Source organism: Candidatus Rubrimentiphilum sp. (assembly GCA_035710515.1).
In the GTDB taxonomy this organism is placed as follows: domain Bacteria; phylum Vulcanimicrobiota; class Vulcanimicrobiia; order Vulcanimicrobiales; family Vulcanimicrobiaceae; genus Rubrimentiphilum.
In genome coordinates this window covers 505851-530054 of sequence record DASTDE010000004.1, presented here as the reverse complement: position 1 = coordinate 530054, position 24204 = coordinate 505851, and the positions used below count along the sequence as shown (strand labels likewise).

Sequence of the window (24204 nt, the reverse complement as noted above, 5' to 3'; positions counted from 1 at the left end):
CGTCAGCCCTTCGGAGAGCGGCGTTTCTTGATCCACTCGACGAGCTTTGATTCCTCGCCTTGGATGCCCGGTTCGAAGTACGCGCGTTTGGCGATATTCTCGGGCAAATAGTTTTGCAAACGTTCGGCCGGCGGAAGATCGCCGCGCTGCGATTGATATTCCTCGCTCGCGTGCGCGTACTCGTATTCTTTCCCGTAGCCGAGTTGCCGCATGAGTCCGGTGGGCGCATTGCGCAGGTGCAGCGGCACCGGATCGTTGCGCGTCCCCTCGACATCTCTTAGAGCGGCGCCGTAGGCGCGGCCGACGCTGTTGCTCTTTGGCGCCGTCGCTAGATACAGCGTGCAGTGGGCGAGTGGAAAGAACCCTTCGGGCATGCCCACGAAATGCACGGCTTGCTGCGCGGCCATCGCGACCGACAGCCCGCGCGAGTCCGCCAAGCCGACGTCTTCCGAGGCGAGAATGACGAGCCGGCGGGCGATAAACAATGGATCTTCACCGGCATCGATCATGCGCGCGAGCCAGTAGACGGCGGCGTCCGGATCGCTTCCGCGAATACTCTTGATGAAGGCGCTGATGACGTCGTAGTGCTGCTCACCGCCTTTGTCGTAGCTCGCGGCGCGGCGCTGCATGGCGTCGGCGATCAGCCGCGCGTCCAGCGTGCGCGTTTCATCCGCGCCAACCGGCGCCGCGTTGACGGCAAACTCCAGCGTGCTCAAAGCGACGCGTGCGTCGCCGTTCGCCAGCGACACGAGCGCCTCGCGCGCATCTGGCTCCAACCGGACGGCGAGCTTGCCCAAACCGCGCTCGCGATCGGCCAGCGCGCGATCGACGATCGTTCCGACTTCTTCATCGGTCAGCGCTTTCAGCACGAAAACGCGCGAGCGCGAAAGCAACGCGGAGATCACTTCGAACGATGGATTCTCCGTCGTCGCGCCGATCAGCGTGATCGTGCCGTCCTCAACGTATGGTAGCACCGCATCCTGTTGCGCTTTGTTGAAGCGGTGAATTTCGTCGATGAAGAGCACGGTGCGTTTGCCAAGCGCGCGCCGCTGCTGCGCTTGCGCGACGATCTTGCGCAGATCGGCGACGCCGGCGCTGACTGCGGAGATAGAACTGAAATGCGCGCCCGTCATGTTGGCGATGATCTCGGCCAGCGTCGTCTTTCCGGTTCCCGGCGGTCCCCACAGAATCAGCGACGGAACCGTATCGTTCTCGATGGAGGCGCGCAGCGCGCGGCCTTCGCCGACGATCTGTTCCTGGCCGACGAATTCGTCCAGCGTGCGCGGACGCATCCGCGCGGCCAGCGGCGCGCTGCCGGCCGCGGAACCGAAGAGACTCGGCTCCACGGCTACGGGATCTTCGGGCCGCGAATTATGATCGGTTTCGGCGTCGCGATCGACGGACTGCCTCCGGGGAACGTCAGCATTGCGTGCCCGTCAGCCTCGCCGTCCCCGGTCACGGTGTTGTACGTCGCGCTGTCCGCGTCCAGCGTGCGCTCTCCTTGCACGACGTGCACTTTACCGGAGAGATCGAGGCGGTGGGTGGCGTCGTTGAGATGCGCGGTCTGCGCATCGGCCGTCGTTTGGCCCTGCACGTAATGCACGTTGCCGTCCGCGTCGTAGAGATGCGTGACGTCGTCAATGTTGAGCGTGTCCGCCGACAGCGTCGCCGGATCGTGATGCGCCGGCTGCGCGCTGTGCAATCCGAACGTCCCGTTCGCATCGTGCACGCTGACGTGCCCGTAGAGGGTGGCTTGTTTCTTCTTATAGTTTCCTACCGCACGATCCGCATTCACCGTGGACCCGTCTTCGCGCGTCATCGTGAACGGATGCGGCACCGCAAACGATCCGGTCTTCAAGTTCATGTCGGTCTCGGTCGTTTGGATCGTCCATCCGCCAATCGTCGTCGTCGTCGTTGCGGTTTTTTTCGGCGCAGCACCGGCCAGCGAGCCGCCGAAAGCCGCCAGCGTTAGCGCGGCGATCGCGATGCGTGCGGCATTCATGTGTGCATCGTCACGTTGCCGAAGAGATGCAAGTCGTGCGTCAAGCCGTTCATCACCGCGCGATCCGCGGTAACCGAACTCGCGCCTTGCACGAAATGCACGTGGCCAACGGCGGTGTAGATTTTTCCGGTGCCGTCGATCTGCAGCGAGTCGCACGTCAGGATCGCCGGCTGATGACCCGACATCGTTCCGCTGGAGAAGTTCGTCAATACGCCGTTCTGATCGCGCAGCCAGACGTTGCCGGAGAGCAGCGCCTGCTTCGACTTGGTGTTTCCGTTGGCGCGATCGGCGCGGATCTCGCTGCCCGGCCGCGTCAGCGTGATGTGGGTGGGCGTCGAGAATGCGCCGGACTGATAGTTGTAAGTAAACTCTCCGGTCTGCACGTTCCAATCGCTGAAATTGAAGCCCGTCGTGGTAGTGCGCGGCGCCGCCGCCAGCGCACACAGCGCGGCGCAGATCGCTAAGAGCACGTTTCTTGTCGTCTTCATGTCGCTACCCGATAACGTACGATAGGCCCGGCGAGCTCGCTTAGGCGCTCGTACGAAACAACCCCCTCGCGCAGCAGAACCGGCTGCGGGCCGGTAAAGTCGATGACGCTCGACTCCTGACCGTATTTGGTGGGGCCGTTCTCAATCACGAGGTCCGCGGGCGGCAATGCGCTCAAGTCTCCACCTCCGAAGTAGGGGCGCTCGCCGCTCCTGTTCGCGCTAGTCGCTGCCAGCGGTCCGCAGCGGTCCAAAATCGCACTGCACAGCGCGTCGTCGGGAACGCGATAACCGATGGTCGGCAAGCCCGCGCTCACCTCGCGCTCGACGAATGCCGGACGCCGCAGAATGATCGTCACCGGTCCGGGGAAGAGCCGCCGGACCGCCGCCGCCACTTCGCGCTGGTCGCGTGCGTACTCCAAAAACTCCGCGACGGTCGCCAGATGCAGCGACAGCGGTTTGTTGGCGGGACGTTTTTTCGCGCCGTAAATCCGCGCGATCGCGTCCAGGTCGAACGGATCGCAGCCGATTCCGTAGGCCGTGTCCGTGGGAAATATAACGGTCCCGCCGCGCAACACCACGCGCGCGGCCGCTTCCACAACCTGCTCGAGCGGCTCCGTTCGCGCGTCGATTGTTTCCGGCGTGGGATCCTCCCTAGAGCCGGACCCACATGCCGGTGCCGTGGGCGACGCACGAAAGCGGATCGTCCGCCACGATCACCGGAATGCCGCACACCTCGGCCAGAAGCTTGTCAAAACCGCGCAAGAGCGCACCACCGCCGGTAAGGATCACGCCGCGATCGATGATGTCCGACGAGAGTTCGGGCGGCGTTTTTTCGAGAACCGACTTTACCGCCTCGACGATCTGACCGACCGGTTCCGACAATGCCTCGCGAATCTCTTCGCTCGTCACCTTCACCGTATTGGGCAAGCCGTTGATCAAATCGCGCCCGCGAATCTCCATCGCTAATTCGGATTCAAGTTTGTATGCGGATCCAATCTTGATCTTGATCTCTTCGGCCATGCGCTCGCCGATCATCAAGTTGTACACGCGGCGCACGTAGCGAATGATGGCTTCGTCTAATTTGTTGCCGGCCACGCGCAGCGACTGCGAAACGACAATGCCGCCGAGCGAGATAACGGCAACGTCGGTCGTGCCGCCGCCGATGTCCACGACCATGCTGCCGGATGGGCCGTCGATCGGCAAGCCTGCGCCGATCGCGGCTGCCATCGGTTCGGCAATGATCTCCACAGACTTTGCACCGGCGAGTTTTGCGGCGTCTTTCACCGCGCGCTCTTCAACGCTCGTGATCTCGGCGGGCACGCAGATGACCACGTTCGGTTTGGGACGGAAGAGCGACGACCACCACGACCGATCGCGCATGACTTTCTTGATGAAGTAACTGAGCATCGCCTCGGTCACTTCGAAGTCGGCGATCACGCCGTCGCGCAGCGGGCGAATGGCTTGAATATGCCCCGGCGTGCGCCCGAGCATCTGACGGGCTTCCTCGCCGACGGCCAGCGTGCGGCCGTTACTCATGTCTTTGGCCACGACCGAAGGCTCGCGCAAAACGATCCCCTTGCCTTTGACGTGCACCAGCACGTTGGCCGTGCCTAAATCGATCCCGATATCCAAGACGGTTCCTTTTTTCTAGAAAATGTTATTGAGCGCGAGCCCGGGTCTTAGGATACGCGCTTGTTTCGAAAAGTCCGGTCGGCTCGACGAGCGGCGTGATACCGCTCGATCGCTGAACTTGCCCACCCAATCCCGACAGCATCTCTTCCAGCCGCTCGTAACCGCGGTCGATGTATTCTAAGCCGATGATCTCGGTTTCGCCCTGCGCGGCCAAGCCCGCGACCACCAGGGCGGCGCCGGCTCGAATATCCGGAGCCTCGACCGGGGCGCCCGACATCGGCGCGCCGCCTTTGACCACGGCCGTGTTGCTTTCCATCGAAACCCGCACCTCGGCGCCCATACGCGCAAGTTCGTTGACGTATGAGAAGCGGGCGTTGAAGATCGACTCTTCCACGATGCTGTTTCCCGGCGCCGTGCACAAGAACGAGACCATTTGCGGCTGCAAATCGGTGGGGAAGCCCGGAAATGGGGCGGTCAAGATGTCCGTGCCGCCGGTGACGCGGCTCGCGTCCACGCGCAGCCAGTCGTCGCCGTTGGTCACGCTCGCACCGCACTCTTGCAGTTTCAAACTCAACGCAAGCAGATGATCGGGCTGGCACTGGGTCACGGTGACGTCACCGCGCGTGGCCGCGCCGCTGAGCAGCAACGTTCCCGCCACGATGCGATCGGGAATGATCTCGTACTCGACGCCGTGCAGTTCGTTGACGCCGTCGATAACGAGCGTGTCCGAACCGGCGCCGCGGATCTTCGCGCCCATCGCGATCAAAAAGTTCGTCAGGTCGACGACTTCCGGTTCCATCGCCGCGTTGCGCACCGTCGTCGTACCCTCGGCGACAACCGCCGCCAGCATGGCATTCTTGGTGGCGCCGACGCTGGGAGTACGGAATTCGATTTCAGCGCCTTGTAGCCGGCGTTTCTTGGCGGTAGCGATGAAATAGCCGCGCTGGTTCTTGACGTCGCATCCGAGCGCGAGAAACGCTTGTTCGTGCATGTCGGTCGCGCGCGTGCCGAGCACGCATCCGCCCGGCAGCGGCACTTCAGCGCGTCCAAAGCGGCCGAGCAGCGGTCCGACGAGATCGAACGACGCCGCCAGCTTGCGCACCAGCGTATACGGCGCGATATGGGAAGCGACATTGGCCGCATCGATCGTCAGGCTGCCTTCGCCCTCGTACCGAAGCCGCGCGCCCAGCGCTTCCAGCAGCGACCACATGACGGAAACGTCGGTAATGCGCGGAACGCGATGCAGTGTGACTTTGCCTTTGGCAAGTAACGCCGCCGCCATGATCGGCAGCGCGGCATTCTTCGCGCCGTGCGTTCGTATCGAACCTTCGAGCCGTAACCCGCCGCGAACACGCAGCGTTGTTTCCAGCCGATCCAACGTGTTCATGCGCTCAGCGCCTCGCACGTCAAGACGTGTGCGTCGTACGGTCCACCGCGCAGTTCGAGTTGCATGCGTCCGGTCGGCGTCACGCGCAGAAAAACCTCACTCCATTCATTGTGCCGCAGCTCGAGCACGTCCGCGTGACCGCCGATCAACGCACCCGCAAAGCGGCGTCCGTCGCCGTCCGCCAAACGAATTCTGCCGTCCGAGTACAGCCCTGCAACGAGTTCCGAGGTCGCATCGCTTGCGCGGTAATAGTTTGCTCCTTCGTCTGCAATCTCCATAAGAAACTCGCGCGGCCGCAATTCCCACGGGTCCTTCGATAGTATCGGCGCCGCAACGCGCGGTGCTGAGGGCACCGGTTGAGGCACGGGCGCCGGTTCAGGCGCGGGCTTCGGCTCCGGAGCCTTTGGCTCGGGCGCGGGTTTGGCCGAGCTCGCGAGTTCCATAGCAAATGAGCCTAACGCCAGAGCTGCGATCTCCAGCGCAGGTGCGGCCAATTTCGTCCAACCCGGTGTTTGCGCCACCGATGACGTTTTCGCCGGGGGCCTAGGAGTGTCCGGTCAGGCGCAGTTTGGCGCGTGCAAAGTCAGTGGCGGACGGATCCGTCGCTTGCTCAAGCTCCGCGCGGGTTTGCGCGACGTCAACCTCTTCGAACGTGACGGCTTCATCGGTCAAAACGGTCACGCGATCGGGCAGCGCTTGCATGAAACCTTCGCCGGTGGCGAGTTCGAGACGCCGCGATGCGCCGTCTTGCACGATGTTAGCGCGCAACACGCCAGGTTTGAGCGCTGCCAAGAACGGGGCGTGACGGGGCAGGATGCCTTCCTCGCCCTCGGTCGTCACGGCGATCACGAGCTCGGCGTCGCCTTCGAAGATCAACTTCGCGGGCGTGACCAGCTTGAAAGGAACCGTCATCGTCAGACTGCTGCCCCGAGCTTCTCAGCAGCGGCGCGCACGTCATCGATCCCGCCGGCGTAGAAGAATGCCTGCTCCGGCAGATCGTCTACTTTGCCGTCGAGGATCTCTTTGAACGCGGCGATCGTGTCTTGCAATTTGACGTACTTGCCGGGCGTGTTCGTAAATTGCTCCGCCACGAAGAACGGCTGCGAAAACATGCGCTGAATGCGGCGTGCGCGCGCGACGGCGATCTTGTCGTCTTCCGACAGCTCTTCCACGCCCAAGATCGCGATGATGTCTTGCAGGTCGCGATACCGCTGCAGCGTTTCTTGCACGCCGCGCGCGACACGGTAATGCTCTTCGCCGACGATCTGCGGATCGAGAATGCGCGAACTCGACGCCAGCGGATCGACCGCCGGGTAGATGCCGAGTTCGGAGATCGGCCGCGAAAGCGCGGTCGTCGCATCCAAATGCGCGAACGTCACCGCCACTGCGGGATCCGTGTAGTCGTCGGCCGGCACGTAGACCGCTTGCACCGACGTGATCGATCCGCGATGCGTTGAGGTGATCCGCTCCTCGAGCGAGCCCATGTCCGTCGAAAGCGTCGGCTGATAGCCGACGGCCGACGGCATGCGGCCCATCAATGCCGAGACTTCGGAGCCGGCTTGCAGATAGCGGAAGATGTTGTCCATGAACAGCAGCACGTCCGCACCCATCTCGTCGCGGAAGTATTCCGCCATCGTCACGCCGGTCTGCGCCACCCGGAAACGTACGCCCGGCGGCTCGTCCATCTGACCGAAGACCAGCGTCGTCTGCTTGAGCACGCCGGACTCTTTCATTTCGAGCCAGAGATCGTTGCCTTCACGCGTGCGTTCGCCGACGCCGGTAAAGACCGAGAAGCCTTTGTGCACGGCTGCGATGTTGCGGATCAACTCTTGAATGAGCACCGTCTTGCCGACGCCGGCGCCGCCAAACAATCCGACTTTGCCGCCGCGCGTATACGGCGCCATTAAGTCGATGACTTTGATCCCGGTCTCGAAAATTTTGGGCGTCGGATCCTGCGCTTTAAAATCCGGCGGCGCGCGGTGAATCGGCCATTCGGCCGCGGCTTTCACCGGATCGTTGCTGTCGATCGGCTGGCCGAGGACGTTGAAGATGCGTCCCAGCGTGCCCTCACCGACCGGAACTTTAATCGGACCGCCCGTCGAGGTTACCGGCGCGCCGCGCATCAACCCGTCCGTCGATCCGAGCGCCAGACAGCGAACCTGATCGTTGCCGAGTTCGTCCTGCACTTCGAGCACGATGTCACGCATCTGCATCGCCGTTCCGCCCAACTCCGAACCGCCCGCCTGTTTTTTTCCATTGGCTTTGGCGTGATCTTCGTTGACGCGAACCGTCAGCGCGTCGTTGATGTTCGGTAGCGTCTCCGCGCTGAACTCGACATCGACGACGTTTCCTAAGACTTGGGCGACTTTTCCGGTGGCTGGCATTTATATGTTTCCTTGCTTTGGTTTGGTATCTGTGTGAGTCCGATGGGTCATTCCGCCCGGCGGACGGTCGCGATCCGACATCCTGTCGGAGCGCTCCCTTGACGTCTTCACCCCGCTCTCGCCCTCCATGGCTTCGCGGCGAAGCCGACACCGCCGGTCGAAACGACCCATCGGCCTCACACCGCAGCCAACGTCGTAAGATGACGCCAGCCTCGAAAAACTTGAGGGAGAGACAAGGACAATCATGTTCCTGTTAAAGCCTCGGCGCCCGAGACGATCTCGAGGAGTTCCTTGGTGATCGCCTCTTGGCGGGCGTTGTTCATAGCGATCGTGAGTTCGTCGATCAGTTTGCCGGCGTTTTCGGTCGCGTTGTTCATCGCCAGCAACTGCGCGGCGTAAAATGCGGCGTCCGTCTCGAGCATTGCCGAAAAGATCGTGAACTCGAGATACTTCGGGAGCAGTTTCGAGAGTACGAATTCGGGCGACGGCGGGATCTCAACCGAACCGCGCGGGCCCTTCGGTTGCTCCTGTGCCGTTTCACGCTCGATCGGAACGAGGCGGCGCACTTCGGGACGCTGCGACATCATCGAGATATGTTTGGAAGAGACCAGCGTGACGTCGCCGATCGCGCCCGAAACGAAGTCCGCAGTGACGCGCTGCGAGACTTCGCGCGCGGTCTGCAACTTCGAGGGCGCGTTCAGCGGCCACGCCGGACGATCTCCTAGACCCCAGCGGCGGACGGCGTTGCGCGCTTTGATGCCGACGCTGTAAAACACGGCGTCCGCGTGGTCGTGCCGGTAGAGTTCGGCGGCGCGGATCACGTTGGAATTGAACGCTCCGGCCAAGCCTTTGTCCGCGGTCATCAGCAGAATGCCCGAGGGCGCGCCCGCGCGCCCCGGATTCATGAATGGGTGATCGATCCGCGACGCCGTCGTCAGAAGATCTTGCAGCATCTCGCCGAGCGCATCCGCGTACGGGCGCGCCTGTTTTTGCGCCGCTTCGGCACGCCGGATTTTGGCGGCCGCAACTTGCTTCATCGCCTTGGTGATCTGCTGCGTGTTCTTCAGCGAGCGTATCCGCTCGCGAAGATCCTTTACGGTTGCCATTACCGGGCCTTCCCTATTGCGATGCAAAGGGGCCGAAGGCCGGGGGCCCCGACGGCTTTGCCGGCGGGGGGCGTGGAGCGCGCAGCGCGGATACGCCTTTTCATTAGAAGCTTTTGTTGAACTCCGTAAGCGCCGCGTCGAGCTTCTGTTTCACCTCGTCGGCAAGCTGACCGCTCTGCGCGATCGCTTGCGGAATGTCCGGATGCTTGTCGTGTAGGAACGCGACGAATCCGCGCAGCCAATCCTGCAGACGCGGCGTGGGAATATCGTTGACGAACCCTTTGGTCGCCCCGTATAGAATGGCGACTTGATCCTCAACCGCCATCGGCTGATACTGCGGCTGCTTGAGCAACTCCGTGAGCTTTTCGCCGCGGAGCAGCTGCATCTGCGTCGCCTTGTCGAGGTCGCTCGAGAGTTTTGCGAACGCCGCGAGGTCGCGATACTGCGCGAGCTCGAGTTTCAATTGGCCGGCCACGCTTTTCATCGCCTTGATCTGGGCCGAGCCGCCGACGCGCGAAACGGAGAGACCGATGTCCACCGCGGGCCGGATGCCTTGGAAGAAGAGCTGCGGCGTAAGGTAGATCTGTCCGTCCGTAATCGAGATGACGTTGGTCGGAATGTACGCGGAGAAGTCGCCGGCCTGCGTCTCGATGATCGGCAGCGCCGTCAGCGATCCGCCGCCCATCGCGTCGCTCAGTTTTGCAGCGCGCTCGAGCAGACGTGAGTGCAGGAAGAAGACGTCGCCCGGATAGGCTTCGCGCCCCGGCGGACGGCGCAGCAGCAGCGACATTTCGCGGTACGACTGCGCGTGCTTGGTCAAATCGTCGTACACGATGAGCACGTCTTTGTGCTGGTACATCAGTTCTTCGCCCATCGCGCAGCCGGCAAACGGCGCGATCCAGCGCAGCGCCGCAGCCTCCGAAGGTCCGACTGTTACGATGGTCGTGTACTCCATCGCGCCTTTTTGCTCGAGCAGCTGCGCCAGCGCCGCGACCGTCGAATTCTTTTGGCCGATCGCCACATAGATGCAGAAGACACCCTTGCCCTTTTGATTGATGATCGTGTCGACGACGAGCGCGGTCTTGCCCGTGCTGCGGTCGCCGATGATCAGCTCGCGCTGGCCGCGGCCGATCGGAATCAACGCGTCGATCGCGCGCACGCCCGTCTGCATCGGCTGCTTGACCGGCTGGCGCTGAACGACGCTGGGCGCGACGTTTTCAATCGTGCGGAATTTCTGCGTTTCGATCGGGCCTTTTCCGTCAACCGGCTTCCCGAGCGGATCGACGACGCGTCCGAGCAACGCCTCGCCCACGGGAACCGACGCGATGCGGCCCGTGCGGCGGACCTTGTCGCCCTCTTTGATCCCTTCGTCGGAGCCCATGATTACGACGCCGACGTTGTCCTCTTCGAGATTCAACGCAACGCCTTGCACGCCGTTGGCGAATTCGACGAGTTCCGAAGCACGCACGCTGCGCAGTCCGTAGACTCGCGCCAAGTTCGCGCCGACCTCGATCACGGTGCCGATTTCGTCCTCTTGGACGCCGGCCGTGAAGCTCGCGATCTGCTGTTTTAAAATACCTGCGATTTCGTCTGCGTTAATCATTCCTAATTCCTAGCCATGAGTGTGCGTGCTAATTCGGCAAAGCGCCCTTCGATCGATCCGTCTATCCGCCGGTCCCCCATCAAAATGCGCACGCCGCCGATCAGATCGGGCTGCACGCGCTGGGTTACCTCGAATTTCCGGTCGTACGTTTTTTCCAACTGCGAAACGAGCTGCCGCAGTTCGCCGGCTTCAAGCGGTTTCGCGGTTGTAATCGTCAGCGGCTCCAGCCCGCGCGCGGCCAGCTCCAATGCGCCGTACTCGCGCACGATCTGGCGCAACAGGCCCTCGCGCCGCTTGCGCACGAGCAGCAGCATCGCGTGCAGCGCGATCGGATGCGCCTTGCCTTCGAACGCGGCGGTCAGCGTCTGCTCTTTCTCGCTGCGCTCCACGACCGGCGAGAGAAAAAAGTTCAAGGCGCTCTCGTTGTCTTCGATCGCATCGCTCAAGATGCGCAGCTCGCCGCCGACTTGCTCGACGGCCTTCTGTTCGGAAGCCAATTGGAAGATCGCCGTGGCGTAGCGGCGCGCCAGCGTTTGATTCACCATCAAGTACTCTTCCGTTCGAGCGACCCGACGAACGAGTTGACCAGCTTCTTATCGGCGCCCGCGTCCATGCGCCGCGACGCAATTCCGCGCGCGGCCGCCAGCGCTTTCTCGATCAGATCGTCGCGCAACTTCTCGCTCGCCGCGACTCGCGCGCGCGAAAGCTCGCCTTGCGCGTCGCGCAATGCCCGTTCTCCGGCCTCGCGCGCTTCGCGCAATAAAGCCTCGCGTTCGCTCGACATCATCGCCGAAACGCGTTCTTTGATGGCGACAGCATCGCCCTGGGCCGCTTCAATCTCATGCTGTAAGCCGTCCAGTGCCGCCTTGGCCTCATCGCGATGACGCTCGGCTTCGGCAATGCGCGCGTTCTGCGCGGCTTGCGCGGCCAGCACGGCGGGTTGAATGTATCGTATCCATAGCCAAACCAGCACGCCGAGAAACAAAACCGACGACGCGATCTGACTCCACTGCGCGATCGTCTGATAGTTCATCGCGCGATCTCGGGCACGGCGCGCGCGAAGATCTCGTCCGCCAGCTCGTCGATGGTGCGTTTGTCGTGCGAACGCGCGGCCGCCAGCTCCGCTTCGACCGTGCGTTCGGCATGCTGTATGGCTTCCGAGGCCTGCTGTGCGAATTTGGCCGAGACGTCTGCGCTTTCGTTCGAAGTCTCGGCGCGCACTTTGGCCGCCAGCTGCTCGGCCTCGCGCCGCGCTGCCGCTCGAATGGATTCAGCCTGAGCCCGCAACGCGTTGCCTTCCGCCTGGTAGCGATCGTAGTCGCTCGTAACGCTGTTGATGTACTCGCGACGCTTGGTAATCGCGCGCGCGACGGGGCGCATGAACACCAGGTTCAAGATCGCGAAAAAGATCGCGAAGTTGAGCAGTTGGATGAAAAACGTACCGTCGAGGCTGAGAAACATTGCCTAGTGGATTGCCTTCAGAAGGCCGGGGACGTTGACGACGACCAGCAGGATGTAGAACGCCAATCCGAGCGCGATAATCGGAAACGCTTCCAAGACTCCGACGCCCAAGAACATGAACAGAAAAATGTTCGGCCGCGCTTCGGGTTGCCGCGAGATCGACTCGACGGCCTTGCTGGCCACGATGCCGTCACCGACGGCCGAGCCGAACGCCACGCCTGAAATGATGATGCCGAACGCAATCAGGGTGGACGCGATAATCAGTGCTTGAGAAGTCACAACTTGCCTTTCCTAACTTAGTGTTGTTCGCCAACGGCGAGAGACAGATAGACGATGCCGAGCAGCGTAAAGAGAAACGCCTGGATGGTGCCGACGAAGAAATTAAAGAACTGAATAAAAAACGGCAGGACGGTCACCGCGAGCGAGAGGTTGACCGGCCCGATCATCACCTTGGCGGTGATGATCGACGCGATGATGATGAAGAGCAGCTCTCCGACGAAGATATTGAAGAACAGCCGCGCGGCCAACGTCGCGGGACGCGCGACTTCCTCGATCAAATTGATCGGAGCCAGCCACCAGAACGGCTTGAAGATGTGCACGAAATATCCCGGACCTTGCTTGCGGACCGCGACGACCTGAATGATTGCGAAGATCATCAGAGCGTAGGCCGCGGTGGTGTTCAGGTCCGCCGTCGGCGATCCGCCGAACGGCAAACCGAGCACCTTGAACGGAAACACGCCGAATTGATTCAGCAAAAAGATGAACAGAAACAGCGCGATGAAAAACGGCACAAACGGCTCGCCCTGCTGGCCGAGAACGCTCGTCGTGAGATCGGCGAAGTAGTTGATGACGCCTTCGAGCACCGCTTGACGGCGCGTAACGCGAGCCGAACGGTAGCTGGCGCCCACCCATGCGAAGAACAGCAAAGCGATCGCCATGACGAGCCACGTCGTCATGATCGTGTCGGCGTGAACCGAGCCGAATACCGGCCACGTCCACGTACTGTGTTCGCCTATCGTTTCTTGCACTATCTACTTTCGCGAAACTGCGCGTCTGAGCAGGACTGCGAACAACCCGAGCGGCGTGAAGAAGCCTATAAAATACCACGCCAAAGTCCAAATGGAGGGAAGCCGAACCGCCAGCGCCACCGGAACTATACCGAAAACGCACAGGCGCAGAAAACTACTTAAGACGAACGCCCCCACGTTGCGGCGGTCGAGCAATCTTTCGTTGCCGAACATCGAAAGCAGCGCGTTCACGACCCCGGCGACCCCGCCGGCGAGCAGAACCAGTGCGAAGGCCAGGTGCCAGACCGCCAGGACTAGAGCGGCTAAGGCGACCGTGACCAGCGCGCCGAGCGCCGTGGAGCGCTTCAGCTGCCCGTAGAGTTCGAGGTCGGCAGGGCTTTCCTTCACGATGCCGCCGCCCGGAACAGCAGCCGAAATGCGGCGTAACCTCCGGCGATAATACCCGCGAAGAGCCCGATGACTGCGTAGTATTCAGTCCGCTGCGCGTGGTCGAGCCATATGCCGATCAACAAGCCGCCGACCCCAGCCCCCGCGAAGGCCGAGCCGGCCGCGATGATCGCGGCCGCGCCTTTCACTCGGAGAGGTCAACCTCGAAGGGTTTGGGATATGGCGCTCCCCGCAGGCGCGCCAGCAGCCAGGCGGAGATTCGTTCGGAGGCATGTCCGTCGCCGTACGGATTGTGCGCGCCCGACATTTGCTTGTAGGCTTCCGGATCCGAAAGCAGCCGTGCAGCTGCCGCCACGATTTTCTTCTTATCGTGGCCGACCAACTCCAAAGTGCCCGCCAACACGCCTTCGGGACGTTCGGTTTCTTCGCGCATCACCAGGACCGGCTTGCCCAAACATGGCGCTTCCTCTTGTAAGCCGCCGCTGTCGGTCAGCACGAATGTGCAATCGCGCACCGCCGCCACCATGTGCGCATAATCGATCGGCTCGATCAAGATCACGCCCGGCTCCTTGCCGAGCACCTCGTGCGCGATCGGACGCACGCGCGGCGACGGATGGACCGGCCAAAAGATTTGCGGGCGCTGCGGCATGCGCGCGATTTCGAGCATCGCTTCGCTCATCTCGCGCATGTGCGCGTGGTTTTCGCGCCGGTGCGCCGTCACGACGATGACCGGACGTTTTGGATCCAACTCCTCCCAGCGTGGCGGCCGCGGCAAATCCTCGCGCTCGGCCGTCTGCAAGAACGCATCGATGACCGTGTTGCCGGTGATGATGATGTTTTCTTTGGGAACGTTTTCGCCGAGCAAGTGCTCCTGCGACAGCGCCGTCGGCGCAAAATGATACGACGCGATGGTTCCGGTGATCCGCCGGTTCATCTCTTCAGGGAATGGGAGCGACGGGTTGCTGGTGCGAAGTCCAGCCTCCACGTGGCCGGTCGGAATCTGCTGATAGAATGCAGCCAGCGCAGCCGCCGTGCTCGTCGTGGTGTCGCCGTGCACGAGCGCGACGTCGGGGCGCACTTCCTGAAAGACTTTTTCCATCCCGATCAACACGCGAGTGGTGATCTCGGTCAAACTTTGATCGTCCGTCATGATGTCGAGGTCGTGATTGGGCAGGATGGAAAAGAGCGCAAGCAGATCGTCGAGCATCTCGCGATGCTGCGCGCTCACGCAGACGATGCACTCAACGTGCGGGTGCCGCTGCAGGTCGTGCACGACGGGCGCCATTTTAATCGTATCGGGGCGCGTCCCGAAGATCGCCATCACGCGCAACGGCTTCGGGTCGGTCATGCGAAGTAGAGGGCGGCGGCGCCCAGCAGAATGCAGATCGCATAGATGAGCAAGACTGCCTGCCGCGTGTTCAAGCCGAACCGGAAGACCAATTGATGGTGAAAGTGCGAACGGTCGCCTTCCGAGATGCGCTTGCCCGAACGCGCGCGCCGGAAGATCGCCGCCGCGGTGTCGACGATCGGCAGCGCCAGGATGATTAGGGGCGCGATCAGGCCGACGGCGATCGCCGTCTTGCTCGTGCCGATGATCGACACCGTCGCGAAGACGTAGCCGATGAAGTGCGAGCCGCTGTCACCCAAGATGATGCGCGCCGGCGAGAAATTGTACGGCAGAAATCCGAGCGCCGCGCCCGCCAGCGCGATAACCACCAGCGCCACGATCGGGTCGCCCTTGGTGAAGGCGATCGCAAACAAGAAGATCGAGGAGATAGCTGTGAAGCCCGCCAGCAGCCCGTCCAATCCGTCGATGAAGTTGATCGCGTTGATCATGCCGGTGTACCAGACGAGCGTCAGCGGATAACTGATCCACCACGGAAAGTAGATGAAGTCGTTGGGGTTGTGCGTGAACGGCCGGTGGATGTAGTCAATGTGAAAGCCGTAGCCGATCGAGATGAGCGCGACCACGATCTGTGCGGCGAGTTTGTAGCGCGGCCGCAACCCCATGATGTCGTCCCATAATCCGACGCAGAGAATCAGCATGCTGCCGAAGAGCAGACCGATGAGATTATGAGCTGCCGCCAGCTGGTCGTGGGCCGGGAAAAAACTGCGCGCGTTCGAGAGCGCAAATCCGAGCACGACGAAGAGCGCAAAGGCAAAGCCGAAGAAGACGGCCACGCCGCCGATCCGCGGCTTTGGGACGTCGTGCATGCGCCGTTCGTCGACGACGTCCACCATGCCGGTGCTGTGCGCCAGGCGCATGACGAGCGGCGTCGCAAAGAGCGCCGCAGCCAGCGCGATCGCAAAACCCGCTATATAAAGGTAGTAAGCCGTCACGGCCGCGCTCCGGCGAGCGCCTCGAGGCGAACGAGTTCGACGCCGGCTTCTTTCAAGAGCGCCTGCGCGACCGGATCCGCATACTCCGTTTGATAGACCAAGCGGCGCACGCCCGCGCTGATAAAGAGCTTGGTGCAGTTGACGCACGGCTGGTGCGTGCAGTACGCGGACGAGCCCGACAGATTGACGCCGTGCAGCGCGCCCTGCACGATTGCGTTCGCTTCCGCGTGCGTCGCGCGCTGGCAGTGCCCGTCGACGACGATGCAGCCTGCGTCGGTGCAGTGAGCCACGCCGCGCGGCGAGCCGTTGTAGCCGGTCGTCAATATGCGGTGGTCGCGGACCAGTACGCACCCCACCGAGGCGCGCGGACATGTGGCGCGCGTGGCGACGGTCTGTGCGATCTGCATGAAGTACTCATCCCAGCCGGGACGCATGCGCTATTCCCTTGGCCTTACCGAGACCGGGACCGAGCTGGTGCTGCCGAACATGCGATCGCCGGCGTCGCCGAGACCCGGCACGATGTACGCATGATCGTTCAAACGCTCGTCGAGCGCGGCGGTGACAATGCGGACGTCCGGATGCGCGGCCGAAATCGTCTTCACGCCTTCGGGCGCCGCAATTAAGCTGATGAACGTCATGTTCTTTGCGCCGCGCGTCGCGAGCGCATCGAGTCCGGCGGCGCCGGAGTTTCCGGTCGCCAGCATCGGATCCAGCAAGAACACCCTGCGTTCGGCTAGATCGTCCGGCACGTTTGCGTAATACGCCACGGGCTGGAGCGAAGCCGGATCCCGATAGAATCCGAGATGCGCGACGACGGCGTCGTCGATCACGTCGAGAAATCCGGGCAAGAGGCCAAGTCCCGCGCGTAAGATCGGCGCGACGACCGGACGCGTCGCGATGCGCTTGGCCGTCATGGTAGTCAACGGAGTCGTCACCTTTTCATCGCGCAACGGCAAGTCGCGCGTTGCTTCATAAGCCAGAAAGGCTCCCAGCTCTTCCATGAGCTTGCGAAAGACCGGCGTCGGCGTCTCGCGATCGCGCAAACGCGCCAAGCGATCCGCCACCGCGGGGTGATCGACCACGAGCAACTGCGAGTTAGCCATGAAGGTTAGGGCACGTCGAAACGGCCGGTGAGTTCGCGCACGCGGCCGCGCAGTTCGTCGACTTTCGCGCGCGCTGCAATATCGTCCAGACCTTCGCAGATGATGCGCGCAACCTCGCGGCATTCGTCTTCGCCGAAACCGCGCGTCGTAATCGCGGGCGTGCCGATGCGGATTCCGCTGGCAACGAACGGCTTTTGCTGATCGTACGGAATCGCGTTTTTGTTCACCGTGATGCTGATCGCATCGAGATACTCCTCGGCGGCTTTGCCGGTGAGTCCCTTCACCGAAACGTCCACGAGCATCAGATGCGTGTCGGTGCCGCCGCCAACCAGCCGCAGCCCGTTGCGCGCGAATTCGTCGGCCATCGCGCGCGCGTTGCGCACGACCTGCTGTTGATACGCTTTGAACTCGGGCTTGAGCGCTTCGCCGAATGCGACGGCTTTGGCCGCGATCATGTTCATGAACGGTCCGCCTTGAATGCCGGGGAAAACCGACTTGTCCAGCGGTTGCGCCCACTTTTCTGTCGTGAGAATCAGGCCGCCGCGCGGGCCGCGCAACGTTTTGTGCGTTGTTGACGTCACGAAATCCGCGAACGGAACCGGCGACGGGTGCAGCCCCGTGGCAACCAGTCCGGCGATGTGCGCCATGTCCACCATGAACGCCGCGCCGACTTCGTCGGCAATCTCGCGAAACGGCGCGTACTCCATCGTGCGCGGATACGCGCTCGCGCCCGCGATAAGCAGCTTCGGTTTGTGCTCGCGCGCCATTCTGCGCACTTCGTCGAAGTCGATCAGCTCGGTATCTTTGCGCACGCCGTAGGCGGCCGCGTTGTAGAGCTTGCCGCTAAAACTTACTTTGGTGCCGTGCGTCAAGTGGCCGCCGTGCGCGAGCGACATGCCGAGCACCGGATCGCCAGGCTGCAGCACGGCCATGAAGACCGCCATGTTGGCCTGCGCGCCGGCGTGCGCTTGAACGTTGGCGTGCTCCGCGCCGAAGATCTTTTTCAGCCGGTCGATCGCCAGATTCTCGGCGATGTCCACGAATTCGCAACCGCCATAGTAGCGTTTGCCGGGATAGCCTTCCGCATACTTGTCGGTCATTACCGAGCCCATCGCCTCGCGCACCGCTTTGCTCGAATAATTTTCGGACGCGATCAATTCGAGGTTTTGCCGCTGACGGCGCTCCTCGCCGGCAATTGCCGCAAAGACTTCGGGATCTTGCGCCTCGATGCGGCTTCCGGAGCTGGTGATCATTACGAATAATCTCCGCGCGCCAGCCGGCTTGCGATCCAGATCGCGAAGACCCCCATCAGTACGGCCAGCGCCCAGGATATCATCGAATTCCCGCGCCCGTTCAATGCGTAGTAGACGTCCCAGACGCAGATGATGATCGAGACGGCCAGCATGATCTGCAGACCTGCGCGTGTTCTCATGATGCTCCTAACAGCTCGCGCGGCGTTTCGGCTCCGGTTACCTTGCCGGCCTCAATTGCTTTTAGCGTGCGAGCGCGCTGCGCGTCGCCAAATTCGAAGAGCTGCTCGACGCGGTGCGCGTGCCGCCCGCCGTCGAACATCGTCGTCAGAAAGATCAGCACCAGCCGTTCGATCATGTCCCAGCCGGTGAGCCGCTCGGAAAGCGCCAGCACGTTGGCGTCGTTGTGGCGCCGCGCAAGCTCGGTTGCCAGCGGCTCAAAAACCGCCGCGCAGCGTATGCCGGGAACTTTATTGGCTGCCATCGAGATACCGATGCTCGATCCGCAGACGAGGATGCCGCGCTCCGCTTGTCCGGACGCGACCGCCTCGCCGACTGCGTATCCGTACTGCGGATAATCCACCGGCGTATCGTCCCACGTTCCAAAGTCGATGATGGTGTGGCCGGCGTCACGCAGCGCCAGCGCAATGCGATCCTTATATTCGAAGCCGGCATGATCGGCTGCAACGGCGATATTCATTTGTAAAGCGCAGGCCCTTCCATTATGCAGTCGAAACGAGCGCGCCTATGAAGCTGGCTTGCTCGAGCACGGCTTTCGACGAACAATTGCGCGGCGGCGATCTCACCCAACTCGAATGGATCGACGCGTGCGCGCGTGAGCTCGCAGCCGACGGCGCCGTCTTTGACGTGCGGCATTTTCCGCGCACCGATACGGACTACCTCGCCCAAGTCAAAAAGATGGCCGCGGACCTGGGACTGAGCGTCGCCGCGCTCCGCCACGACGGCTTTTTCAGCTCCGACGCCGAGCACATGGAGCAAGCGGTGGAGATGGCGGTAGCGCTTGGCGCTCCGCTGCTTGCGGCGCCGTTGCCGCCCGCGACCGAGGCCGATTGGAACGGCGTGCTGGGACGGCTCGGCGAAGCGACGACGCTGGCCAAGCGCTTTAACGTAACGTTGGCGTTGCGCAACGAGCCGCACACTTTCGCCGCCGGCGTTCACGATATGAAACGCGTGACCAAAGAAGCGGACTCCGCGTGGTTGCGCTATGGTCCGGATTTTGACAGCTTAGAACAGGGCAGCGATCCGCGCGAGCTGCTTCCGAAGACGGTCCTGGTGTGGCATGAATTCGAGCGCGCGTTTGACGGCGCGCGCGAGTTGCTGGGTTCCTATCGCGGATTTTTGGTGCTCGATGCATCGGAAGGCAACGCGACCGTGCAGAGCATGAAAAAAGCAGTCGACCGCATATGGCGTCTGTCGCACGAGATCTGAACCTGTTTTCAACAGGTGGGTGCGGCCCGGGCGCCGGTGCGGCAGCCATTTCGGCCGCTACGCCTTCGTATCCGGAGCTGATGCTCCCTTAGGTACAATCGTTGGTCCAGCACCTACGTTGCGTTGCGCGCCATGCGCAGTCGACGGACTCCACTGTACCACAGGACCTTGCTAAAAGCATCCAAGCGCGTGAACGACCGGTATGTCGATCGTGCTCCCGGAGCGTGCCCGGGCGGATTATGACCTCGCCAAAGCATACCTAACGCGCGATTCCGCCGAACGCCGGCTTTTTGTCGGCCTCGAATCGTCGAGGCGTACCTTCCATCTTTCGATCAATCATCGCGGCGACGACCACTTCGACCCCGCGACAAACACCATCGCGTGGGATCCCTACAGCGCGCTGCGCACGACGCACGGCGGAAAGCAGTCGCCGGCACTGGGGCTCGGGCACGAAATCGCGCATGCCGTCGAGCCGCCCGCGCGCGAAGCGATCTTGAGCAGCCGTCTGCGTCCGAACTATGACAATGCCGAAGAAGCGCGCGTGATCCGCGGCTCCGAACGGCACGCGGCGCGAACCCTCGGCGAGGCGGTACGGTTCGATCATCGCGGAAATCTCTACCGCGTGCGCACTCCCGTTTCACGCTAGCCGGAAGCGGGGATACGGCAAGCTGAGGTGACTATGAACCTGACCAAAGACGACCTCGAACGCACCGCGGACGGCGATCCGCTGATCGATCGCGGCATCATGGACTCGCCGAAGAATTCGGTCACGCAGCCCGACGAGGAACCGGACGAGATCGAGGACGATCCCGACGAAGAGCCCGAGGAAGAGGAAGACCTCTAGGAGCTAGAGCGACCTTTCCGAGAAGGAAGCCGGGCGAATGTCCGCGCTCTCCCTCTCGATCTCCAAACTCGACCTGCCGTTGGTGCATCCGTTCACGATTTCGCGCGGAAGCTCCGACGTTGCACGCACCGCGATTTTTCGCGTGGGCTGGAACGATCTTGAAGGCTTGGGCGAGACCGCGCCGATTCGACGCTATGACGAATCGGTCGAATCGGTCATCGCTTTTTTTACTGAGCATCCACTTCGCGGAGACGATCCGTACCTGCTCGACGAGTTACTCGCTTCAGACATTCCGCCGGCCGCGCGCTGCGGTCTCGACATCGCGCTGCACGATCTCATCGGCAAAGACTGCGGCAAACCGCTGTACCGCTTGCTCGGATTGGATCCGGCGAAGACGCCGCTGACGTCGTTCACGATCGGAATCGGCGATCGCGAAACGACGCTGCGCAAGGTGAGCGAGATCGGCGACCACCCCGTGATGAAAGTCAAACTCGGCAGCGGCACGTCCAAAGAGCAGATCGCAACGATCGAACTGATCCGATCGAAGTATACGGGCACGATCCGCATCGACGCCAACGAAGGCTGGGACACGGAGCAAGCCATCGAGTTGCTGGGAGAACTCGCGCGCTTCGAGATCGAGTTCTGCGAACAGCCGATTCCCGCCGGTAATCCGGAGCAGCTGCGCTACATTCGCGAGCGTTCGAAGATTCCGATCGTTACGGACGAAGATTCGCGCGACGCCGAGGACCTGCCTAAACTGTATGGCTGCGTCGACGGCGTCAACGTCAAGCTCGTGAAGACCGGTGGAATTCGCGGCGCGCTCAAGATGATTCACACTGCGCGGGCGATGGGCTTGAAGATCATGCTCGGATGCATGGTCGAAAGCCAGATTCTGGCGACCGCCGCCGCGCAGCTGTCGCCGCTCGTCGATTGGGCCGACATCGACGGACCGTTCCTCACCAAAGACGATCCGTTCTGGGGCATTACCTACGACTGCGGGAAAATTGTATTGCCGGATGGTCCCGGGCTCGGCGTTCGCGAGAAGACCGCCGTTGCGTAGGTATGCGGTCTTCGCGCCCGGCGAATTCGAGAACAACGCCAAGACCGCGCACGGTGTGATCCGCCATTCAAACGACGAAACCGTTGCCGTCGTGGATCCAACGTGCGCCGGCCGCATCGTGCGCGACGTGGTGCCGTATCTCGATAGCAACGCGCCGGTTGTGTCGAGCGTCGCCGAAGCGCTTCGCTTCAAGCCAAGCTCGTTGTTGATCGGAACCGCGCCTAAGGGCGGAAAGCTTCCCGCGGCCTGGCGCGCCGAAGTGCTCGCCGCGATTGACGCGGGGCTAGAGATCGTCAGCGGCTTGCACGACTTGCTTTCCGAAGATCCGGAATTCGCGGCGGCCGCGCGCCAACGCGGCGTGAATCTGTGGGACGTGCGCAAGCCGCCCGAGGTTCCGCTGTTCAGCGGCGCCGCGTACGACGTAAAGGCGCCGATACTGCTGGCGGTCGGTAACGACTGTGCGGTCGGCAAGATGACGGTGATGCTGGAGCTCGCGCGCGCGGCGCGCGATGCCGGCGGAAGCGCCGAGTTCGTTCCGACCGGACAGACCGGCATTATGATTGCCGGCTGGGGAATCGCCGTCGATCGCGTCATCGCCGATTTTGCGCCCGGTGCAAGCGAACAGCTCGTACTCGAAGCCGCAAAACGCGATCCCGAATATATTCTGGTCGAGGGACAAGGCGCCATCAATCATCCGGCGTACGCACCGGTGACGCTGGCGTTGCTTTTTGGTTGCGCACCCGATGCGCTGCTGATCATAGCCGATGTCAAACGCACGCAGATCGACGTCTACGGGACACCGATTCTCTCGTACCGGGATCTGATCCGCGTCCACGAAGATCTCTGCGCGACCGTAAAACCGGCATCGGTTGTGGGAATTGCCCTCAATACGTTCGGCTTGACGGCGCAGCAGGCGCAGGCAGAAATCGCTCGTGCGCGCGAGGAAACGGGTTTGCCGGCGGACGACGTCGTTCGCAACGGTCCCGACGTGCTGTGGAGCGAAGTGGCGCCGAAGCTCGTCAAACGCCATCCGCTCTCCGCAAAGGTTGTTGCATGAAGATCATCCGCTCGCTTGCCGCTCTGCTCGCCGTCACCGTCGCGTTCAGCGCGTGCTCGAAAACCGGAACGACGACGACCGCAAGCGGGCGCCATCCATGGACGATTCCCGGCGAAGTCCGCGTCGGCAACTCGGACGAGCCCGACGGCCTCAATCCGATGTTCGCGCATACCGACGCCAGCAATCAAGTCGGCGGATTGATCTTCGCCTCGCTCCTAAAATACGACGACAACGGCAACTTCATTCCCGACCTCGCGACCGAGGTGCCGAGCTACGCAAACGGCGGCTTAAGCAAAGACGGCAAGACCATCACCATTCACATGCGGCCCGGCCTTCGGTGGTCCGACGGCGCGCCGTTAACGTCCAAGGATTGGATGTTTACGTACTCCGCCGTGCGCAATCCGCGCAACAACGTGAAAACACTGTTCGGCTGGGACGGCATTGCGTCGGCGAGCGCACCGAACGACACAACAATTGTCATTCACCTCAAACAACCGAACCCGGACATCATGGGGCTGTTCGCGGTCGACGGAGCTGCCTATCCGCCGCTGCCGGCGCACATCCTCGCATCGCTCCCGGACATCAACCGCGCGCCGTTTAACGGCACGCCGATTTCGAGCGGCCCGTTCATTTTACAGCAATGGAATCACGGCTCGTCACTCGTTTTTGTTCCGAACAAATATTACTATCGCGGACCGCCGCACTTAAAGAAAATCGTTTGGAAGGTCATTCCCAATGGCAATACGCTGTTCAACGAGCTGCAGACGCACGACGTTGACGTGCTGATCGGCGTCAATGAAAACGACATCGCGCGCCTTCCGCAAGTACCCGGAATCACCGTCATCAAGAAACTGATCGCGAACTGGCGCCACATGGAGTTCAACCTGCACAACCCGATCCTGTCGGATCAGCGCGTGCGCCTTGCAATCGCCGAAGCCGTGGATTGGAAGCGAATCAATGACACGATTTATCACGGCTACAATCAACTTGCCGTGAGCGATGTCTATCCGCTCTCGTGGGCGGCTCCGAACATTCCGCCCTATCCGTACGATCCGGACAATGCGAAGAAACTGCTCGCACAAGCCGGCTGGGCGATCGGCCCCGACGGATGGCTGCACAAGGGCGGCCAGGAGCTGCAACTCAACATCTCGACCGGAACGAATAAGCAAGAAAACATTCAAGCCGAAGTGCAGGTGCAAAGCCAGTTAAAGCCTTTCGGCATCAACATGGCGATCCGCAACTATCCGGTGAACGTGCTCTTTGCGCCGAGCGGACCGCTATATACCGGCAAATACGATATTTCATGGACTGTTTCGATTAACGGACCGGACCCGGATAACACCGGGCTCTGGAACAGCAAGTATCGGCCTCCGCACGGCGGCAATACATCGCTGCTCAACGATCCAATTGTGGACCGCACGTCGGAGCTAGCGCTAACGACATACGATCAGGCGGTGCGCAAGAAATACTACCAGCAAGAGGAAGAGCGCATTCACCAACTCGTGCCCGCGGTGTTCTTCTATTGGGAAAACGAATACACGGCGGTCAACAGCGACATGAAGAATCTGCGGCCGGCCGCGTTCGTGCAAGACACCTGGAACGCATGGGATTGGCAAATATAGC

31 protein-coding genes are annotated in these 24204 nt (G+C 62.0%); 6 read left to right on the top strand and 25 right to left on the bottom strand.

Annotation, left to right across the window (positions count from 1 at the left end; genetic code table 11):
- Nucleotides 1–2: 2 nt before the first annotated feature.
- The 25 genes from VFO29_11670 to rpiB all read right to left on the bottom strand — a co-directional run bounded on the left by VFO29_11670 (nt 3) and on the right by rpiB (nt 18871).
- Complete coding sequence (locus tag VFO29_11670) at nt 3–1346, bottom strand: replication-associated recombination protein A (GenBank protein HET9394163.1); 1344 nt, start codon at nt 1344–1346, stop codon at nt 3–5.
- 2 nt (nt 1347–1348) lie between these two features.
- Complete coding sequence (locus VFO29_11665; GenBank protein HET9394162.1) at nt 1349–2002, bottom strand: LptA/OstA family protein; 654 nt, start codon at nt 2000–2002, stop codon at nt 1349–1351.
- Complete coding sequence (gene lptC, locus VFO29_11660; GenBank protein ID HET9394161.1) at nt 1999–2490, bottom strand: LPS export ABC transporter periplasmic protein LptC; 492 nt, start codon at nt 2488–2490, stop codon at nt 1999–2001. The genes VFO29_11665 and lptC overlap by 4 nt, the downstream gene beginning before the upstream one ends.
- Nucleotides 2487–3119 (bottom strand): L-threonylcarbamoyladenylate synthase, encoded by a 633-nt coding sequence (locus tag VFO29_11655; GenBank protein HET9394160.1) that lies wholly within the window; start codon nt 3117–3119, stop codon nt 2487–2489. The genes lptC and VFO29_11655 overlap by 4 nt, the downstream gene beginning before the upstream one ends.
- 22 nt (nt 3120–3141) lie before the next feature.
- On the bottom strand, nt 3142–4122 hold the full coding sequence (locus VFO29_11650; protein ID HET9394159.1) for a rod shape-determining protein: 981 nt from the start codon (nt 4120–4122) through the stop codon (nt 3142–3144).
- A 25-nt stretch (nt 4123–4147) separates the two neighbouring features.
- Nucleotides 4148–5509 (bottom strand): UDP-N-acetylglucosamine 1-carboxyvinyltransferase, encoded by a 1362-nt coding sequence (murA, locus tag VFO29_11645; protein HET9394158.1) that lies wholly within the window; start codon nt 5507–5509, stop codon nt 4148–4150.
- Nucleotides 5506–6030, bottom strand: coding sequence for a hypothetical protein (locus tag VFO29_11640; GenBank protein ID HET9394157.1), 525 nt, complete (start codon nt 6028–6030; stop codon nt 5506–5508). The genes murA and VFO29_11640 overlap by 4 nt, the downstream gene beginning before the upstream one ends.
- Nucleotides 6031–6052: 22 nt before the next feature.
- Nucleotides 6053–6421: an ATP synthase F1 subunit epsilon gene (gene atpC, locus VFO29_11635; protein ID HET9394156.1), complete on the bottom strand. Its 369-nt coding sequence runs from the start codon at nt 6419–6421 to the stop codon at nt 6053–6055.
- A gap of 2 nt (nt 6422–6423) precedes the next feature.
- Nucleotides 6424–7893 (bottom strand): F0F1 ATP synthase subunit beta, encoded by a 1470-nt coding sequence (gene atpD / locus VFO29_11630; protein ID HET9394155.1) that lies wholly within the window; start codon nt 7891–7893, stop codon nt 6424–6426.
- A gap of 242 nt (nt 7894–8135) precedes the next feature.
- Nucleotides 8136–8999, bottom strand: a complete 864-nt coding sequence (gene atpG, locus VFO29_11625; GenBank protein HET9394154.1) for an ATP synthase F1 subunit gamma — start codon at nt 8997–8999, stop codon at nt 8136–8138.
- Nucleotides 9000–9102: 103 nt separating this feature from the next.
- Nucleotides 9103–10602: a F0F1 ATP synthase subunit alpha gene (atpA, locus tag VFO29_11620; protein HET9394153.1), complete on the bottom strand. Its 1500-nt coding sequence runs from the start codon at nt 10600–10602 to the stop codon at nt 9103–9105.
- A 2-nt stretch (nt 10603–10604) separates the two neighbouring features.
- Nucleotides 10605–11147 carry an ATP synthase F1 subunit delta gene (gene atpH / locus VFO29_11615; GenBank protein ID HET9394152.1) on the bottom strand — a complete coding sequence of 181 codons (543 nt, stop codon included), beginning with the start codon at nt 11145–11147 and terminating at the stop codon, nt 10605–10607.
- On the bottom strand, nt 11147–11635 hold the full coding sequence (locus VFO29_11610; protein ID HET9394151.1) for a hypothetical protein: 489 nt from the start codon (nt 11633–11635) through the stop codon (nt 11147–11149). The genes atpH and VFO29_11610 overlap by 1 nt, the downstream gene beginning before the upstream one ends.
- Nucleotides 11632–12063: an ATP synthase F0 subunit B gene (locus VFO29_11605; protein HET9394150.1), complete on the bottom strand. Its 432-nt coding sequence runs from the start codon at nt 12061–12063 to the stop codon at nt 11632–11634. The genes VFO29_11610 and VFO29_11605 overlap by 4 nt, the downstream gene beginning before the upstream one ends.
- Before the next feature lie 3 nt (nt 12064–12066).
- A complete protein-coding gene (atpE, locus tag VFO29_11600) occupies nt 12067–12342 on the bottom strand; it encodes an ATP synthase F0 subunit C (protein ID HET9394149.1) in 276 nt (91 codons plus the stop codon).
- A 17-nt stretch (nt 12343–12359) separates the two neighbouring features.
- Nucleotides 12360–13091 (bottom strand): F0F1 ATP synthase subunit A, encoded by a 732-nt coding sequence (atpB, locus tag VFO29_11595; protein ID HET9394148.1) that lies wholly within the window; start codon nt 13089–13091, stop codon nt 12360–12362.
- 3 nt (nt 13092–13094) lie between these two features.
- Nucleotides 13095–13478, bottom strand: a complete 384-nt coding sequence (locus VFO29_11590) for a hypothetical protein (GenBank protein ID HET9394147.1) — start codon at nt 13476–13478, stop codon at nt 13095–13097.
- Entirely contained in the window at nt 13475–13666 is a 192-nt protein-coding gene (locus VFO29_11585; protein ID HET9394146.1) for an AtpZ/AtpI family protein, read from the bottom strand. The genes VFO29_11590 and VFO29_11585 overlap by 4 nt, the downstream gene beginning before the upstream one ends.
- The gene (wecB, locus tag VFO29_11580) at nt 13663–14799 is read right to left on the bottom strand and encodes a UDP-N-acetylglucosamine 2-epimerase (non-hydrolyzing) (protein HET9394145.1); all 1137 of its coding nucleotides are present in this window, start codon (nt 14797–14799) and stop codon (nt 13663–13665) included. The genes VFO29_11585 and wecB overlap by 4 nt, the downstream gene beginning before the upstream one ends.
- 23 nt (nt 14800–14822) lie before the next feature.
- Nucleotides 14823–15818: an MraY family glycosyltransferase gene (locus tag VFO29_11575; protein ID HET9394144.1), complete on the bottom strand. Its 996-nt coding sequence runs from the start codon at nt 15816–15818 to the stop codon at nt 14823–14825.
- The gene (locus tag VFO29_11570; GenBank protein ID HET9394143.1) at nt 15815–16252 is read right to left on the bottom strand and encodes a cytidine/deoxycytidylate deaminase family protein; all 438 of its coding nucleotides are present in this window, start codon (nt 16250–16252) and stop codon (nt 15815–15817) included. The genes VFO29_11575 and VFO29_11570 overlap by 4 nt, the downstream gene beginning before the upstream one ends.
- A gap of 3 nt (nt 16253–16255) precedes the next feature.
- The gene (upp, locus tag VFO29_11565) at nt 16256–16921 is read right to left on the bottom strand and encodes a uracil phosphoribosyltransferase (GenBank protein HET9394142.1); all 666 of its coding nucleotides are present in this window, start codon (nt 16919–16921) and stop codon (nt 16256–16258) included.
- Between the two features lie 5 nt (nt 16922–16926).
- Nucleotides 16927–18174, bottom strand: coding sequence for a serine hydroxymethyltransferase (gene glyA / locus VFO29_11560; protein HET9394141.1), 1248 nt, complete (start codon nt 18172–18174; stop codon nt 16927–16929).
- Nucleotides 18174–18353: a hypothetical protein gene (locus VFO29_11555; GenBank protein ID HET9394140.1), complete on the bottom strand. Its 180-nt coding sequence runs from the start codon at nt 18351–18353 to the stop codon at nt 18174–18176. The genes glyA and VFO29_11555 overlap by 1 nt, the downstream gene beginning before the upstream one ends.
- Nucleotides 18350–18871: a ribose 5-phosphate isomerase B gene (gene rpiB / locus VFO29_11550; protein HET9394139.1), complete on the bottom strand. Its 522-nt coding sequence runs from the start codon at nt 18869–18871 to the stop codon at nt 18350–18352. The genes VFO29_11555 and rpiB overlap by 4 nt, the downstream gene beginning before the upstream one ends.
- A 47-nt stretch (nt 18872–18918) precedes the next feature.
- On the opposite strand from rpiB, the gene VFO29_11545 reads away from it, so the two are divergent.
- The 6 genes from VFO29_11545 (at nt 18919) to VFO29_11520 (ending at nt 24203) form a co-directional block, all read left to right on the top strand.
- Nucleotides 18919–19620 (top strand): TIM barrel protein, encoded by a 702-nt coding sequence (locus VFO29_11545; protein ID HET9394138.1) that lies wholly within the window; start codon nt 18919–18921, stop codon nt 19618–19620.
- Between the two features lie 202 nt (nt 19621–19822).
- Nucleotides 19823–20266 carry a hypothetical protein gene (locus VFO29_11540; GenBank protein ID HET9394137.1) on the top strand — a complete coding sequence of 148 codons (444 nt, stop codon included), beginning with the start codon at nt 19823–19825 and terminating at the stop codon, nt 20264–20266.
- Between the two features lie 33 nt (nt 20267–20299).
- Entirely contained in the window at nt 20300–20464 is a 165-nt protein-coding gene (locus VFO29_11535) for a hypothetical protein (GenBank protein ID HET9394136.1), read from the top strand.
- Nucleotides 20465–20501: 37 nt separating this feature from the next.
- On the top strand, nt 20502–21524 hold the full coding sequence (locus VFO29_11530) for a dipeptide epimerase (protein HET9394135.1): 1023 nt from the start codon (nt 20502–20504) through the stop codon (nt 21522–21524).
- On the top strand, nt 21517–22581 hold the full coding sequence (locus tag VFO29_11525) for a DUF1611 domain-containing protein (GenBank protein ID HET9394134.1): 1065 nt from the start codon (nt 21517–21519) through the stop codon (nt 22579–22581). The genes VFO29_11530 and VFO29_11525 overlap by 8 nt, the downstream gene beginning before the upstream one ends.
- Entirely contained in the window at nt 22578–24203 is a 1626-nt protein-coding gene (locus VFO29_11520) for a peptide ABC transporter substrate-binding protein (protein ID HET9394133.1), read from the top strand. Before VFO29_11525 ends, VFO29_11520 begins: the two co-directional genes overlap by 4 nt.
- Nucleotide 24204: the final 1 nt, after the last annotated feature.